General features: G+C 39.5%; 11 protein-coding genes and 2 pseudogenes. 9 read left to right on the top strand and 4 right to left on the bottom strand.

The annotated features are described in order from the left end of the window. Positions 1 to 206: 206 nt before the first annotated feature. Complete coding sequence (locus tag J7E52_RS19995) at positions 207 to 1,298, bottom strand: GntR family transcriptional regulator (RefSeq protein ID WP_214750201.1); 1,092 nt, start codon at positions 1,296 to 1,298, stop codon at positions 207 to 209. 347 nt (positions 1,299 to 1,645) lie between these two features. Between J7E52_RS19995 and J7E52_RS19990 the strand changes: the two genes are divergently transcribed. From J7E52_RS19990 to J7E52_RS19955, 8 genes and pseudogenes are all read left to right on the top strand, one after another. Next, a complete protein-coding gene (locus tag J7E52_RS19990) occupies positions 1,646 to 3,256 on the top strand; it encodes a xylulokinase (RefSeq protein WP_214750200.1) in 1,611 nt (536 codons plus the stop codon). Positions 3,257 to 3,278: 22 nt separating this feature from the next. Then, entirely contained in the window at positions 3,279 to 3,974 is a 696-nt protein-coding gene (locus J7E52_RS19985; protein WP_214750199.1) for an L-ribulose-5-phosphate 4-epimerase, read from the top strand. 51 nt (positions 3,975 to 4,025) lie between these two features. Continuing rightward, positions 4,026 to 5,447, top strand: coding sequence for an L-arabinose isomerase (gene araA / locus J7E52_RS19980; protein ID WP_214750198.1), 1,422 nt, complete (start codon positions 4,026 to 4,028; stop codon positions 5,445 to 5,447). 243 nt (positions 5,448 to 5,690) lie between these two features. Further along, positions 5,691 to 7,085: a sugar porter family MFS transporter gene (locus J7E52_RS19975; RefSeq protein WP_214750197.1), complete on the top strand. Its 1,395-nt coding sequence runs from the start codon at positions 5,691 to 5,693 to the stop codon at positions 7,083 to 7,085. A gap of 252 nt (positions 7,086 to 7,337) precedes the next feature. Next, positions 7,338 to 8,720: pseudogene (locus tag J7E52_RS19970) on the top strand (transketolase-like TK C-terminal-containing protein). A 115-nt stretch (positions 8,721 to 8,835) separates the two neighbouring features. Beyond that, a complete protein-coding gene (locus J7E52_RS19965; RefSeq protein ID WP_214750196.1) occupies positions 8,836 to 9,879 on the top strand; it encodes an aldose epimerase family protein in 1,044 nt (347 codons plus the stop codon). Positions 9,880 to 10,003: 124 nt separating this feature from the next. After that, positions 10,004 to 10,177, top strand: coding sequence for an Lrp/AsnC ligand binding domain-containing protein (locus tag J7E52_RS19960; protein ID WP_396020298.1), 174 nt, complete (start codon positions 10,004 to 10,006; stop codon positions 10,175 to 10,177). A 166-nt stretch (positions 10,178 to 10,343) separates the two neighbouring features. Further along, positions 10,344 to 10,841, top strand: a complete 498-nt coding sequence (locus tag J7E52_RS19955; RefSeq protein WP_214750195.1) for a GNAT family N-acetyltransferase — start codon at positions 10,344 to 10,346, stop codon at positions 10,839 to 10,841. Positions 10,842 to 11,128: 287 nt separating this feature from the next. Here the strand turns inward: J7E52_RS19955 and J7E52_RS19950 are convergent, their stop codons facing one another. Both J7E52_RS19950 and J7E52_RS19945 read right to left on the bottom strand, forming a co-directional pair. Then, positions 11,129 to 11,332 (bottom strand): alpha/beta-type small acid-soluble spore protein, encoded by a 204-nt coding sequence (locus J7E52_RS19950; protein ID WP_214750194.1) that lies wholly within the window; start codon positions 11,330 to 11,332, stop codon positions 11,129 to 11,131. A 578-nt stretch (positions 11,333 to 11,910) separates the two neighbouring features. After that, a complete protein-coding gene (locus J7E52_RS19945; protein ID WP_214750193.1) occupies positions 11,911 to 12,777 on the bottom strand; it encodes a LysR family transcriptional regulator in 867 nt (288 codons plus the stop codon). A 156-nt stretch (positions 12,778 to 12,933) separates the two neighbouring features. On the opposite strand from J7E52_RS19945, the gene J7E52_RS19940 reads away from it, so the two are divergent. Then, entirely contained in the window at positions 12,934 to 14,025 is a 1,092-nt protein-coding gene (locus tag J7E52_RS19940; protein ID WP_214750192.1) for an oxidoreductase, read from the top strand. 659 nt (positions 14,026 to 14,684) lie between these two features. Here the strand turns inward: J7E52_RS19940 and J7E52_RS19935 are convergent. After that, positions 14,685 to 14,882: pseudogene (locus J7E52_RS19935) on the bottom strand (IS110 family RNA-guided transposase); the annotation flags it as partial.

Here is a 14,882-nt window from a genome sequence, read left to right as displayed (position 1 = left end):
ATAGTTATGACCATTGTTGGGCTCCTTTTTGGTGATGAGTAAGCGTCAAATACATTAAAGTTCTCTCTACTTAATTGATAACAGAGTAAAATAACCCAGTCTATGTTCACGACTTTTGTGAACATAGACTGGGTTTTCCTTCGTGACTCGTGGAATATTTCCGTGAAATAAGATTTTTCGGGCCGTTCCTGTCACCCAATACAAGATTATTGTATTTCTAACTCTTTGACAGTTTCGCCTTCAATTAACACTGGTTGATAATAGGTTTCGTTTGGTAAATCCTTTTTTCCTTGTAATTTCTTAATGACCCAATCAGCTGCATCATGTCCCATTCGTTCTTGTGGGTGTGTCAATGTCGTTAGTTTGATATTAGCATTTTTCGCAATATAAGAATTGTCCTGGCCAATAATTGATAATTGTTCGGGAATAGAAATATCAAGTTGTCTGCATACATTTGCTACTTCCAACCCTACCTCGTCGTTATAGCAAACAATGGCAGTCAACACGTCTCTATTTTCATTTAGGAACCCTTTCAAGTTCGTGTATAGGTCTAGCTTCGTTTCTGTAGTATACGAAAGCAATTGCTCTGGTTGAAAGCGTAATTTGGCTTCTCCAAGTGCTTTTATATATCCCTTCATTCGATACTTTCCTTGTAAATCATCCATTTTCGAAATGAGTCCAATTTGGGTGTGTCCTTTTGAAATCAATTCTTTTGTTGCGAGATAGCTAGACTGCACATCATCTAGGCAAAAGAAAGGAACCTCTAATTCTTCATAATAAGCGTTGATCATGATGAATGGAACCTCTTGTTCCTTAAACGATAGGTAGTAAGCGATGTTGGGATTGTATAGATTGCTTTTTGTAGGTTCAATAATCAAACCATCCACGCCAAATGACAACATCATTTCCAAGGCTTTTTTTTCTTGTTCGACATCATTATTTGTACTGGCTAATAGTAACGAATAATTATCTTCATTCAATCTTCTTTCAATTCCTCGGATAATAGAAGGGAAAATGTAATCAGAAATGTAGGTAGTGATTACACCGATCGTTTTATTTTTGGAATTACCACCAGATTTTGATTGATATTGGTTACTAACATATGTGCCAGATCCTTTTTCACTTCTTAAGAATCCCTCGTTTGATAATTCTAAAATGGACTTTCGTACAGTGTGTCGGCTAACGTTGTACATTTCTTGCATGGCGGTTTCAGTAGGAATTTGTTCCCCTACACTATATTCACCTGTAAGGATTTTATTTTTTAAATCATCAATGATTACCTGATACTTTGGTTTCATTAAACCTCACTTCTTTCATGGTTGTTTGCATTCTAATTTATTTGCTTAAAATATTTGTACGGACATATTTTAACATAGTTTTGAATAAATTAAAACAATCACCTTAGTTTTTTGTATAAATTCTTGAAAAGTTATAAATTCCCCCCATTTATCATTTGGGTTTTATGTCATATATATTCCTTTATTACTAATTTACTAACTTTAAGGTGAGGATGGAGGACTTTGTTTGGAAGTTGTAAGTATAAATGATATTGATTATTGACAAATGTACGTACAAAAAATATAATATGGTTGTTACTAAATTTAAGCGCCTCCTTTTTATTGAAAGCGCTGTCAGGGGGGTTAACGTGCAAACGAATCGATTAAAAATTAAACAAGCGATTACCGAGGGAGAAACTTCACTTGGAATCGAATTTGGATCCACACGTATTAAAGCGGTGTTGATTGATAATCGTTATGAAAAAATCGCATCTGGAAGTTATGAGTGGGAAAACCTCTTGGAAGATGGATTTTGGACGTACAACTTAGTGGATATTATCACTGGTCTGCAAACAGCTTATAGTGAAATGAAGCAAGAAGTTGAACGAAATTACGGAATTACAATTCGAAAAATAGGTTCTATTGGATTTTCTGCAATGATGCATGGGTATATGGCTTTTGACAGTACAGGGGAGCTACTTGTTCCGTTTCGAACTTGGCGTAACTCAACAACTGGTGTTGCAGCAAAAGAATTAACTAATCAATTTCAATTTAATATCCCTGAACGATGGAGTATTGCTCACCTTTATCAAGCAATATTAAATGATGAGAAACATTTGCCTCGCATTGATTGTATTACGACTTTGGCTGGATACATTCACTGGTTATTGACTGGTAATAAAGCAATTGGCATTGGAGATGCTTCAGGCATGTTCCCAATTGATGAATCAACGCAAGATTACAATGAATCAATGGTCAAACAGTTTGACGATTTAATTGCGGCGAAAGGTTATCCTTGGAAGCTAAAAGAGATTCTTCCTAAAGTCTACATTTCAGGCGAACAAGCTGGTGAATTAACCGAAATTGGAGCGAAAATCCTGGATAGATCAAGAAATTTACAACCAGGCACTCCAATTTGCCCACCAGAAGGCGATGCTGGAACTGGAATGGTTGCTACGAATAGTGTGAGGAAACGTACCGGAAACATCTCAGTAGGAACTTCAGTTTTTGCCATGATTGTATTAGAGAAAGAACTTTCAAAAGTATATCCAGAAATTGATTTGGTAACTACACCAAACGGTAGTCCAGTTGCAATGGTTCATGCGAATAACTGTTCAAGTGATCTCAATGCTTGGCTGGGATTGTTCCGTGAATTTTCTGAGGCAATGGGACAAAAGGTTGAAACGGATAAATTATTTGATGTGATGTTGAATAAAGCTTTGGAAGCCGACCCAGATGGTGGCGGTTTGCTTAGCTACGGTTATTTCTCAGGTGAAAATATCACAGGATTAGAAAAAGGCCGACCACTATTTGTCCGCTCACCTGAGAGTCATTTCAATCTAGCAAACTTCATGCGGACTCACCTTTTTACTGCTTTCGGTGCTTTGAAAATCGGAATGGGTATTTTGACAACGGAAGAAAATGTTGCAATTGATCGTATTTTGGCTCACGGTGGTTTATTTAAAACCCCTCTTGTTGGACAAAAAATTGTTGCCGCTGCAATGAATACTCCAGTATCAGTAATGTCAACAGCAGGAGAAGGCGGCGCGTGGGGAATGGCGATTCTTGCATCTTACATGATGAATGAAGATCAAAAAGAAAGTTTAGAAGACTTCCTCGACAAAAAAGTATTCGAAGAGGTTGATGGGCAAGAAATTTATCCTGATCAAATAGATGTTAAAGGATTTGAAGCATTTATTGAAAGATACAGGAAGGGTTTAGTGATTGAGCAGGCCGCTGTAGACAATTTGATGTTATGAGTGGAAAACTGGAGGGATTAACGTGTTAGAACAACTGAAAGAAGAGGTATTTCAAGCAAATTTGGACTTGCCTAAATATGGACTCGTGAAATATACATGGGGAAATGCAAGTGCCATTGATCGTGAAAGTGGTTTATTTGTTATCAAACCTAGTGGTGTTGATTACGAAACGATGAAAGCCAGTGATATGGTTGTTGTTGATTTAGATGGCAATGTTGTTGAAGGAGAGTTGAGGCCTTCATCAGATACAGCGACTCACGCAGTACTTTATAAGTATTACCAAGAAATCGGCGGCATTGTGCATACTCATTCAACTTGGGCGACAATCTGGGCTCAAGCAGGCCTTGATGTTCCAGCGATGGGGACCACTCATGCAGACACATTTTACGGATCCGTCCCATGTGCCCGCTACCTGACACAAGAGGAGATTGATCGTGGGTACGAAGTGGAGACTGGGAAGTTAATCATCGAAACATTTGAAGAGCGCGGGTTAGACATTTTAGCCGTTCCTGGTGTCTTACTTCATGGTCATGGTCCGTTTACTTGGGGCAAAGATGCAAAATCCGCCGTAATGAATAGTGTGGTGTTGGATGAAGTTTCGAAAATGAATTTATTTACACGGGAATTAAATCATTTTGCAAAAGAATTACCACAAAATATTTTGGATAAACACTATTTACGAAAACATGGAAAATATGCTTATTACGGTCAAAAGTAAGATTAACTCTATCAAATTATCAAACCATTAGATTAAGAAAAGAGGATTATTATGTTAACAACAAAAAAGGAATTTTGGTTTGTCGTAGGATCACAACATCTATATGGGGAAGAAGCGTTAGCAGAGGTCAAGGCGAATGCACAAACGATAACCGATGCATTAAATGAAAGCGGTATTTTACCTTATCCACTTGTATTGCAAGATTTAGCTGTTAGTGCAGATAAAATCACAAGCATCATGAAAGAAGTCAATTATCGTAACGAAGTTGCCGGTGTCATCACTTGGATGCATACTTTCTCACCTGTAAAAATGTGGATTCGTGGAACAAAATTATTACAAAAACCATTGCTTCATTTAGCTACACAATTCAATGAAAGTATTCCTTGGGCAACGATTGATATGAACTTTATGAACCTAAACCAATCCGCTCATGGTGACCGTGAATATGGTTTTATCAATGCCCGTTTGAAAAAACAAAATAAAGTTGTTGTAGGTTATTGGGAGCGCCCTGAAGTGCGACAGCAAATTGCACAATGGATGGACGTAGCGGTTGCTTATAACGAAAGCTTCAACATTAAGGTCGCTCGCTTTGGAGACAACATGCGTAACGTTGGAGTGACCGAAGGGGATAAGGTTGAAGCGCAAATCCAATTTGGGTGGACAGTTGACTATTTTGGAATCGGGGACCTTGTTCAATATGTAAATGCGGTTACTGATGAAGAAATTGATGCTTTATTTGCAGAATACGAAGGCCTTTATGAATTTGATTATGGTACCTACAGTAGGGAAGATTGGGAGAAAAGCGTAAAGGTACAGGCAAGCTATGAAATTGCGATTAAACGTTTCCTTGATGATGGTGGTTACACGGCCTTCACAACGAACTTCGAAGATTTATATGGGATGAAACAACTTCCTGGTCTTGCCGTCCAACGTTTGATGGCACAAGGATATGGCTTTGCGGGTGAAGGAGATTGGAAGACGGCAGCACTTGATCGCTTACTGAAAGTGATGAGCCATAACCAATCAACTGGCTTTATGGAAGATTACACATATGAATTAGCTGCTGGACAAGAATCAATCCTTCAATCACATATGCTTGAAGTCGACCCATCTTTAGCAAGTAACAAACCAAAAATTGTTGTATCTCCATTAGGTATAGGTGATCGTGAAGATCCAGCACGTTTAGTATTCGACGGCAAAGCAGGAGACGGTGTCGTTGTTTCCATGGCTGACTTTGGTACACACTATAAACTTTTGATTAATGAAGTTTCTGCATTTGAACCAACTGTTCCAGCACCAAACCTTCCAGTGGCCCGTGTACTTTGGGAAGTGAAGCCAAACTTCCAAGATGGAGTGAAAGCTTGGCTTGAGAATGGTGGCGGTCACCATACAGTTGTTTCATTGAATTTAACAACGGACCAAATCATAACCTATGCAAAACTTGTTGGCTTGGAATACGTAGTTATTAAGTAATGTCTCTCCCCTCCAAGGAGGCTCTGCTTCCTTGGAGGGGAAAAATAGGTATTCCAGAAGTTGAAGAATGGAAATGTAACCATTAGTATGATCCCTTTATTCGTAAGCGTGGTCGTGGTTTTCAGGGAAAAGATGAAAGCGTTTTAATAGCACAATAACGACACAGAATTCATCCTAATAAATAAATTTTAGTAGTGGGATTTTTTTAAAATATAATTTTAAAACCTTGAGGAGGGAACTTAAATGGTTAATGAAAAGAAAATTTCAAGTGGATTCATTTATTTTTTTGGGGCTTTTGGAGGCATTCTCTTCGGTTATGATATCGGCGTTATGACGGGGGCTTTGCCTTTTCTGCAACATGATTGGAACCTTCAAAACAACCCTGGTGCTATTGGCTGGATTACCTCATCGTTGATGTTTGGAGCTATTTTTGGAGGTGCCCTGGCCGGACAACTTTCTGATCGTTTAGGACGGCGCAAAATGATTTTAACATCTTCTATCATTTTTGCTATTGGATCCATTTTGGCAGGAATATCCCCTCATAATGGGATCCTTTTTATGATTGTTGCTCGGATTTTATTAGGGTTGGCTGTTGGTGCTGCTTCTGCGTTGGTCCCAGCCTATATGTCTGAGCTGGCGCCTGCACGTTTACGTGGACGTCTGTCAGGAATTAATCAAACAATGATTGTCTCTGGAATGTTGCTTTCGTACATTGTCGCTTATTTATTGAAAGACTTACCAGGAACCATGGCATGGCGGTTGATGCTTAGTTTGGCTGCCGTACCTGCTTTGATCTTATTTATTGGAGTGTCAAGGTTACCCGAATCCCCACGTTTTTTAATTAAGAACAATAAAATTGATGAAGCTCGTAAGGTGTTGGGCTATATTCGCTCTAACAAAGAACAAATTGATTCTGAAATAACAGAAATTCAAGAAACTGCCAAAGAGGAAGCAAAGGTAAATCAAAAAGAATCATGGGGTACACTTTTAAGTAATAAATACCGTTATTTAGTAATTGCTGGTGTGGGTGTTGCTGCGTTTCAACAATTCCAGGGCGCAAACGCAATTTTTTATTATATTCCTATGATTGTGGAAAAAGCAACAGGGCATGAAGCCAGCTCAGTATTGATGTGGCCAATTATTCAAGGGGTTATTCTCGTACTAGGTTCATTAATATTCCTAATGATTGCTGATAAATTTAATCGCCGTACTTTATTAACAATAGGCGGAACTATTATGGGGCTATCCTTTATTTTGCCGGCAATATTGAATTTATTAATTCCTAATGCAAATCCGATGATGATGGTTGTTTTTTTAAGTATCTATGTAGCACTTTATTCATTCACGTGGGCTCCTTTAACTTGGGTCATAGTTGGAGAAATTTTCCCGCTTGTAATTCGCGGGCGTGCGTCAGGATTAGCTTCATCATTTAACTGGATTGGTTCTTTCTTGGTTGGATTGCTATTTCCAATCATGACCGCTTCGATGTCTCAAGAAGCTGTTTTTGCAATTTTCGGTGCTATTTGTTTACTTGGTGTTTTATTTATCCGGACATGCGTTCCTGAAACTCGAGGTCATACTTTGGAGGAAATTGAAAAAATTGGAGAAAGTAGACAAGCTAAGGGGAAAAGTGCTTAAAATAGATCTATGAGGTTTGGAGCAGAATTCAAAGAAGCTATACGCAAATTGCAGCAGATGTTCAAGGCAAGTATCATACTACGTTAACAAAAATTAGGGCGATTAGTGCTAATGCACGGATTTTTGGCTTTTTTCAAAGAATGGTACTTTACTAACTCCTTTTAGAGTCGGTACAGCGTCTTCTTTAGTTCCTGCATACATGTCTGAAATGAAAGCGTTCTAAACTGGGTAACGTTAATCGAGGAAGTTTAAGTGTTTGATAGAATTGACAATTTGGTAGTAAACGCGATTCGTACTTTAAGTATTGACGCGATTCAAAAAGCAAATTCGTGACAGCCAGGTTTACCGATGGGTGCGGCACCAATGGCTTACGTTCTTTGGTCAAAATTTTTAAACGTGAACCCTAAGACGGGGCGTGATTGGACGAACCGTGAACGTTTCGTATTATCAGCTGGACACGGTTCAGCCATGCTATATAGCTTGCTTCACTTAGCAGGCTACAACTTTTCGATTGAGGAGTTGAAGAACTTCCGTCAATTGGATTCTCTTGCACCAGGACATCCAGAAGTGCATCATACGGAAGGAGTGGAAGCAACGACTGGTCCGTTTGGACAAGGATTCGCAAATGCGGTAGGGATGGCGATGGCAGAGGCTCATTTAGCCGCTACTTATAATAAAGGCAAGTTTAACATAGTGGACCACTTTACCTACATTTTATGCGGTGATGGGGATTTGATGGAGGGGGGTTCTCAGGAAGCAGCTTCGCTTGCCGGGCATTTAAAACTAGGAAAATTAATTGCACTTTACGATTCAAATGAAATTTCTCTAGACGGTCCCACTTCAAAAGCCTTCACAGAAAACGTAGGGCAACGTTTTGAAGCATACGGTTGGCAACTTATATTGGTTAAAGATGGGAATGACTTAGAAGAAATAGCAAAGGCCATCGAAGCAGCCCAAGCAGAAACAACAAAACCAACATCAATTGAAGTAAAAACGGTTATTGGCTATGGTCCGCCGGATGAAGGGACAAGCGGTGTTCACGGAGCACTATTAGGGGATGAAGGCATCAAACACACAAAAAGTGTTTATGAGTGGCCGCATGCTGCTTTTGAAGTTCCGGAAGAAGTATACAACCGTTTCCGTGAAACGATTCAAGCGCGTGGATGTAGTGCAGAAAGTGAATGGAACTTTTTATTCACTGATTACGCTAAACAATTTCCAGAATTAGCTGAACAATATAAATCAGCATTTGCGGGTGTTCTTGTGAAACACCTGAAGGAATTTTAATTGCCACTGGTTCAGAGGTAAAACTTGTAGCAGATCGCAAGCAAAACTACGTGAAGAAGGAATCGATGTATCCGTTGTTTCTCTTCCAAGTTTTGAATTATTCGATCAACAATCTATTGATTATAAAGAAGCGGTATTACCATCAAGCGTTACAAAACGTGTGGCAACTGAAGCAGGCTCAAGCTTCGGTTGGGCAAATATGTGGGGCTAAATGGCGCAACTGTCACCACCGATACATTCGGTGCTTTAGCTCCCGGAACTATTGTTTATGAAAAATTTGGTTTCACAGTTGAAAACGTCATTGTAAAATATAAAAGTTTGATGGTTAGTCCTCAGCTCGTGTGTTAATTATATATGAAATCAATGAGGACTCAACGCGCTCATTTAAAATGGTCGGAACTTCTGTTTCGGCCTTTATTTATCATAATGGCTGAAAATTTAATTATGAAAGGAGTCTGAAAAAATGAAATTAACAAAAAGTCCCTTTGGCGATGAAGCCTTCCTGTTTACAATCGAAAATGATAATGGAGTGATATTAGAAGTTACAAACTTTGGGGCAAGAATCGTCAATCTTTTCGTCCCAACGGAATCAGGTCGTAGGAATATTGTATTGGGATTTGACTCGATTGAGGATTACAAAAAAGAAACATATTATGGAGCAACAATAGGAAGAGTCGCTGGAAGAATAAAAAATGGTGAATTTTCAATTGGTGAATCACGTTACCAAACATCTGTAAATCAATTAGGGAATACATTACACGGTGGCAACCCTGGATTCGATGAAAAAATCTGGGATTATGAAGTGAAGGAGACGGATGAAAGTGCATCGATCATTTTTTCAACCAACTCACCTGATGGCGAGAATGGTTTTCCGGGGAATTTGAAAGTAAGTGTGACTTATACATTAGACAACTTAAATATTTGGTCAGTGAGCTATCAAGCAAAAAGTGATAAAGACACAATTTTTAATCCGACCAATCACGTCTATTTTAACTTAACAGGGCACCCCAGCAATCCAATCGATGATCATTTCTTACAAATCTTTTCTGAAGAATTTGCACCAGTAAATGAAGATACCACGGTAACTGGGGAAAAGCGAAGCACAATTGGCACGCCTTATGATTTTCGAACCCCCAGGAAAATAAAATCAACCTTTGAAGCCATTGACGCAGAAGTTAAAAAGGTTCAAGGAATCGATCATCCATTCTTCCTTACGTGCTCAGGACTTCATCAAACTGCAGCCAAATTAATTAGTCCTGACCAGAAAATAACAGTCGAGGTATACACAGAAGAGCCTGCGGTTGTCATTTACACTGCAAACTTTGTGAAAGGTGTGCCACTTATGCACGGAGAAAAATTAATTCAACACGGCGGAATAACGTTTGAAACCCAAACTGCTCCAGGAGCGATTGAGTTTGAAGATTTTGGAGATATTCTTCTTTTAGCAGGCGAAAATTATACTTCCCAAACAAAATACAAAATTGAGGTCAGGACCCCACTCAACTGAAGTTTACAGCCTTAGTGTGTTAAAGTGTTGAATAGGCGGATTTGTTTCGATAATTTCACATAGATTCGGCTGCTAGTTAGGATCAGGATCCGGTGCCTTTCAGAGCGATCGAGCATAGGTCGAGATAGTTGAAGCTCACCGAGTATCGGGAGAAGGCTGTTACCATTTAAAAATAAAAGTTAATTCTCAAGAACTATTGAATCTTTTTCTTAATAAAATTCTCGATTATGGGAACTATTCTTTATATCTATCAATACAAGAGATTAAGCAACATAATCCGTTGACTGCCACAATATAATAAATATATTTTTATTCTTAAGAGAGTAGTCATACATAAATTAAAGCTTTCTTGATAAATTATTGTTTAGATTCTAAACATTTTTCAACAATGGTAGTAAAGCCCATAAAATTATTACTACTAATGTTTTTAGGTCAATCCAGTTAGGAAAGGGGTTGCAGACAAGATGATTTCTTTAAGAAATGTTCAAACTACTGATATAGAACAGCTGTTATTTATTGAGAATGAAGGCTTTTCAATAGAAGAAGCTGCCACAAAAGAAGCATTTGTGGAGAGGATTCAGTTGATATCTGATACCTTTATTGTGGCAGAAAAGGAAGGGGAAATACTTGGTTATATTAATGGTCCTATTATTAATCAGCCTTATATAACTGATGATCTTTTTGAGGAAATCAAAGAGAATCCGAAAAGAGGAGGATATCAGAGTATTTTAGGGTTAGCAGTGTCCAAGCAGGCTAGAAACCAAGGAATTGCAAAGATTTTAATTGAGAAAATGGAAGAACTTGTAGAAGAAAATGAAAGAGAAGGAATCACTTTAACATGTAAACAGGAATTAGTTTCTTTTTATGAAAAATTTGGATTTGTTAGCCATGGCATGTCAGAATCAAAACATGGTGGAGTAAGCTGGTATAACTTGGTCAAATTTAGAGAGGGTAGGAATTGATTCTTTTACCCTGTAGCGGATAATGGTGAAACCTACTAAACTGGGCAGCATTCCTGTAAAAATAAAGTGTGAAAAAGTACAAGTTTGTGAAGAATTGTACTTAAACTAACGGGTGCGTTAGCAGAAGATTGGAGCTGTCTTTGAGGCCTAGTTTAATAAGCGTAGTGTATTCGTAATGCAACATAGCAAAATAACAGCTACTGATGTTTCTGTTTCTTTTTTGAAATTTGTAAAATTATAATTAGGGATAGTCCAATCACTATCCCTAACATTACATATGATTTCGATTAACGAGTTCTTCCGCCTAATTGTTGTTCAGCCATTTGCACTAAACGTTTTGTAATTTCTCCACCAACAGATCCGTTTGCACGAGATGTTGTATCAGCGCCAAGTGTAACACCGAATTCACTAGAGATTTCGTATTTCATTTGTTCTAGAGCTTGCTCTGCACCATTAACTACTAATTGATTACTGTTGTTATTTCTAGCCATGTTGTCAGCTCCTATGAATGTAATGTGTTGCTAGTCATAGGTTTTGATATTGTTAAGAGTTATATACATAGAATTTAAAATAAATTAAGGCAGTGATTAAGTGAAATTAAAGCACATCTGTAGCTCTAGAAGGGAAGAGCAAAGGAAAACATTGAAGACACCGGGTCGCAAGGTAAGGGTTTCAGAAGCTTCGAAAAGTAAACATCTGAGGCAGAGGCTTTCTCCTCCTCTTGCACAGTTTGTGTCAACTATACAATAAGGCAGGTTGCTGAGGCTGCCTTTTTCTTATGGCACTAACGGGGCAGGATAGTTCCATAAGGAATACTGTTAAGTGACTTTAAAGTTGTTTATGTTATTCCATTAAAGGGCCATTTAATTGAGTAAGAGTACCATAAAATTCAACTTTTTTATACAGCCACCTGGTGCTTGGTCGTACGTACAACGATGTATAAAAACCTGTATTAACGATAAAAAATAAACAAAAGCCTATCCCTTGAACTGTATGGGATTGGCTTTTTTTGCTAACTTCATATAATAAATTTTTATGTTAACTAAAAATGCATATTAGATAATTTCAATCAAATTCCCGTCTCTCTGACACAGTCTGCAAATGCAGCGAACGTTTTGCTCTGAAACTGTTCTTTTCGGGAAACCAGTCGCGTTGTTGCGAATCGGTATTGTTCCGGAACCGGATGAGCCCGTACGCGATCATCGCTCACAGCAACGGCTGATTTGGTTAGAAGCGTGTACCCGATTCCTGCTCGTACGCAGTTCAGCATCGTCTCCAGCGTGCTGATCTCAACGATGTTCGTGGGGGTTGCACCGACGCCGTGAAGCCAATCTTCGATGGTTGCACGTAAAGGGCAGCCCTTCGAAAACACAACCCATGCTGCATTCTCAACGTCCGGAAAAATTGAAGGTTCATTTCCATCAGAGGCAGTCAGAAGGACGACTTCTTCTCGAATCTCATAGGCGACTTGCAACTGGGATAAGTCAAATTCGCCCGTAAAGAAAGCTCCATCCAACTGGCCGTTCAACACTTTCTCGTAATTAAGCGGAGACGTCCCAGTGATCAGTGATAACGCAACTTCGGGGTATTTGCTTTGAAACTTGGATAACGCGCGAATAAATGGTCCAGAGGAAGCGACCGTCTCCACAACACCGATCACAAGCGGTCCGCATGGGTAATCTGGTTCTTTTACAGCCCTCATGGCCTCCTCCATCTTAAGCAAAATATTCGAGGCATAATTGCTGAAGACGAGCCCCTTCTCAGTTGGTATTACGCCTTTCGGATTTCTTTGAAAAAGCTGGGTGCCAAGCTCCGACTCCATTTTGCGAACCCGCATTGTAATGTTCGACTGAACGTAGCCCAGTTTCTCTGCCGCACGGGTTATGCTGCCCTCCTCTATGATCGCCATAAGCACTTTTAAATCGGTTAACTCCATAGAAGACCCTCCAATTAACATCAATAATTTTGATGGATATATCAATATTAATCATTTTATTATATGGAGTTGATGGAATACAATAATATTAATAAAACAAACCGCTTCGATGGCAAAAAATTGCGCTGCCACGGTAAACTATAGGAGGAATTCAATATGAGTAAATATTCCAATCTTTTTTCTACATTCCAATTAGAGTCCCTGAAATTGCCGAATCGGGTGGTATTATCGCCAATGACCCGAACAAGTGCAGAACCGTCCGGGCTCGCAAATGAACGTATGGTCCGTTATTATACCCGTTTTGCGAAAGGTGGTTTCGGTCTTATTATAACGGAAGGCATCTATCCCGATACAGTGAACAGCCAAAGTTATGAGAACCAACCCGGCATAGCCCATGATGCACAAGCTGAGTCGTGGAGACCTGTCGTTCAGGCGGTTCAACGCGAAGGTGGAAAAATTGTCGCACAGTTAATGCATGCGGGTGCACTTGTTCAGCATAACAGATTTACGCCAATCGCTCCGTCAGCAGTAAAACCTGTGGGTAAGATGCTCGAAGATCATGGAGGGAGCGGAGAGTTCGCTGTTCCGAAAGAGATGACTCAAGAGGAAATCCGCATAGCAATCGACAGCTTCGCACAAGCTGCTCTCCGTGCTAAGCAGATTGGCTTCGATGGGGTGGAAGTCCATGCAGCGAACGGCTACCTGCTCGATCAATTCATCACCGATTATACGAACCATCGAACAGATGAATATGGCGGTTCAACGGAGCGACGAATCCGCATCGTCGTGGAAGTGCTGGAAACCATTCGTTCTGTCGTCGGCCCAGATTACATGGTAGGTGTTCGTATCTCACAAGGGAAAGTAAACGATTTTCATCACAAATGGGCAAACGGAGAGACAGATGCGAAGATTATTTTTGAACGATTAGCGGCTGCATCCCCAAGTTACATCCATACGACCGAATATAAGGCGTTTGTCCCGGCTTTCGTGGAGGACGGACCGACTCTTGCTAAGCTAGCTAAGCGATACAGTGGCCTTCCCGTCATCGCCAATGGCAAATTAGGAGAACCGAGCGCAGCAAAGCTCCTCATTGAGTCGGGAGATGCTGACCTAATCGCAATCGGAACGAGTGCATTGGTCAATCCGGACTGGGTGAACAAAGTACAAGAAGGTAAAAGGTTAATCCCTTTCGACCATTATTTCTTGCACCCTATAGCGACACTGAAAGAAGAAGAAGTTATAGTCTGAGAACTTCCAGTCAATAAAGTCTGATCGTTTATAAAAAAGTTTAATCAAAATCATTTTTAGCTTGGAATAGGAGGTAGGTCTCATTAGGATTACTTCTGAAATTATTTGAATAAAATCCATTGGCTAGATCACCCACCTGTCTTTGAATTTTAGAATTATATATATGCTAACACTTATTAATCCACCTCTTTAAAGGGAGTGCATTTTGTTTGAATTTATTTATTTTATTCTTGGAATGGGGGAAGCCTAGACTTTCTTAATGAACTCCCTCAGTTTAATAGATAATGCTCACGAATACTCGCTTATTCGCAGGATTTCAAACCACATGGTATAGGTTGTTTTAGATGAACGAAAGAGATCGGACCGTTTTGATAAGATGAGGGCAGATTGAAATAGGGGATCTGTTAAAAATCCCATATTATTACATATGCTGCACGCATTTTCCACGTTGCCCCTGGATGCTTTCCCTCCCATGTCTCAACGGGTCATAATCCTATGCCCTTTCATTCCTTCGTCATGCCTATCCAAGGGGTGGAGGCCGGTTTTGCTAACGGAACGGGTCATTGCCCTTTTGTTCATTACATCCAGTACTTCGTGCTTTCTTTGAATTCCTACGAATAAGCCAACTTTCGTTAAATAACCATGTCAATCTATTAAATTTATGCTGCTAGTTGTTCAAGAGGGAAGACCATTTCCGGTTTATAGTCAGAGCCATTACGAGCAATCCCTACTAGGACACGGGCGAGTTTTCCACATAGTTTCATGATGGATTTCATTTTCTTAATCTTCTTCACTTTAACATTGTTCGAGTGTAGGGCTTTAAACTCAGGGTTATTCATCACCAGACTCATGGTCGC

This window comes from Bacillus sp. ISL-34 (assembly GCF_018613325.1).
GTDB lineage: Bacteria > Bacillota > Bacilli > Bacillales > DSM-1321 > Peribacillus.
Note: the sequence above shows the minus strand (reverse complement) of the source record. Positions and strands in the feature narration are given on the sequence as shown.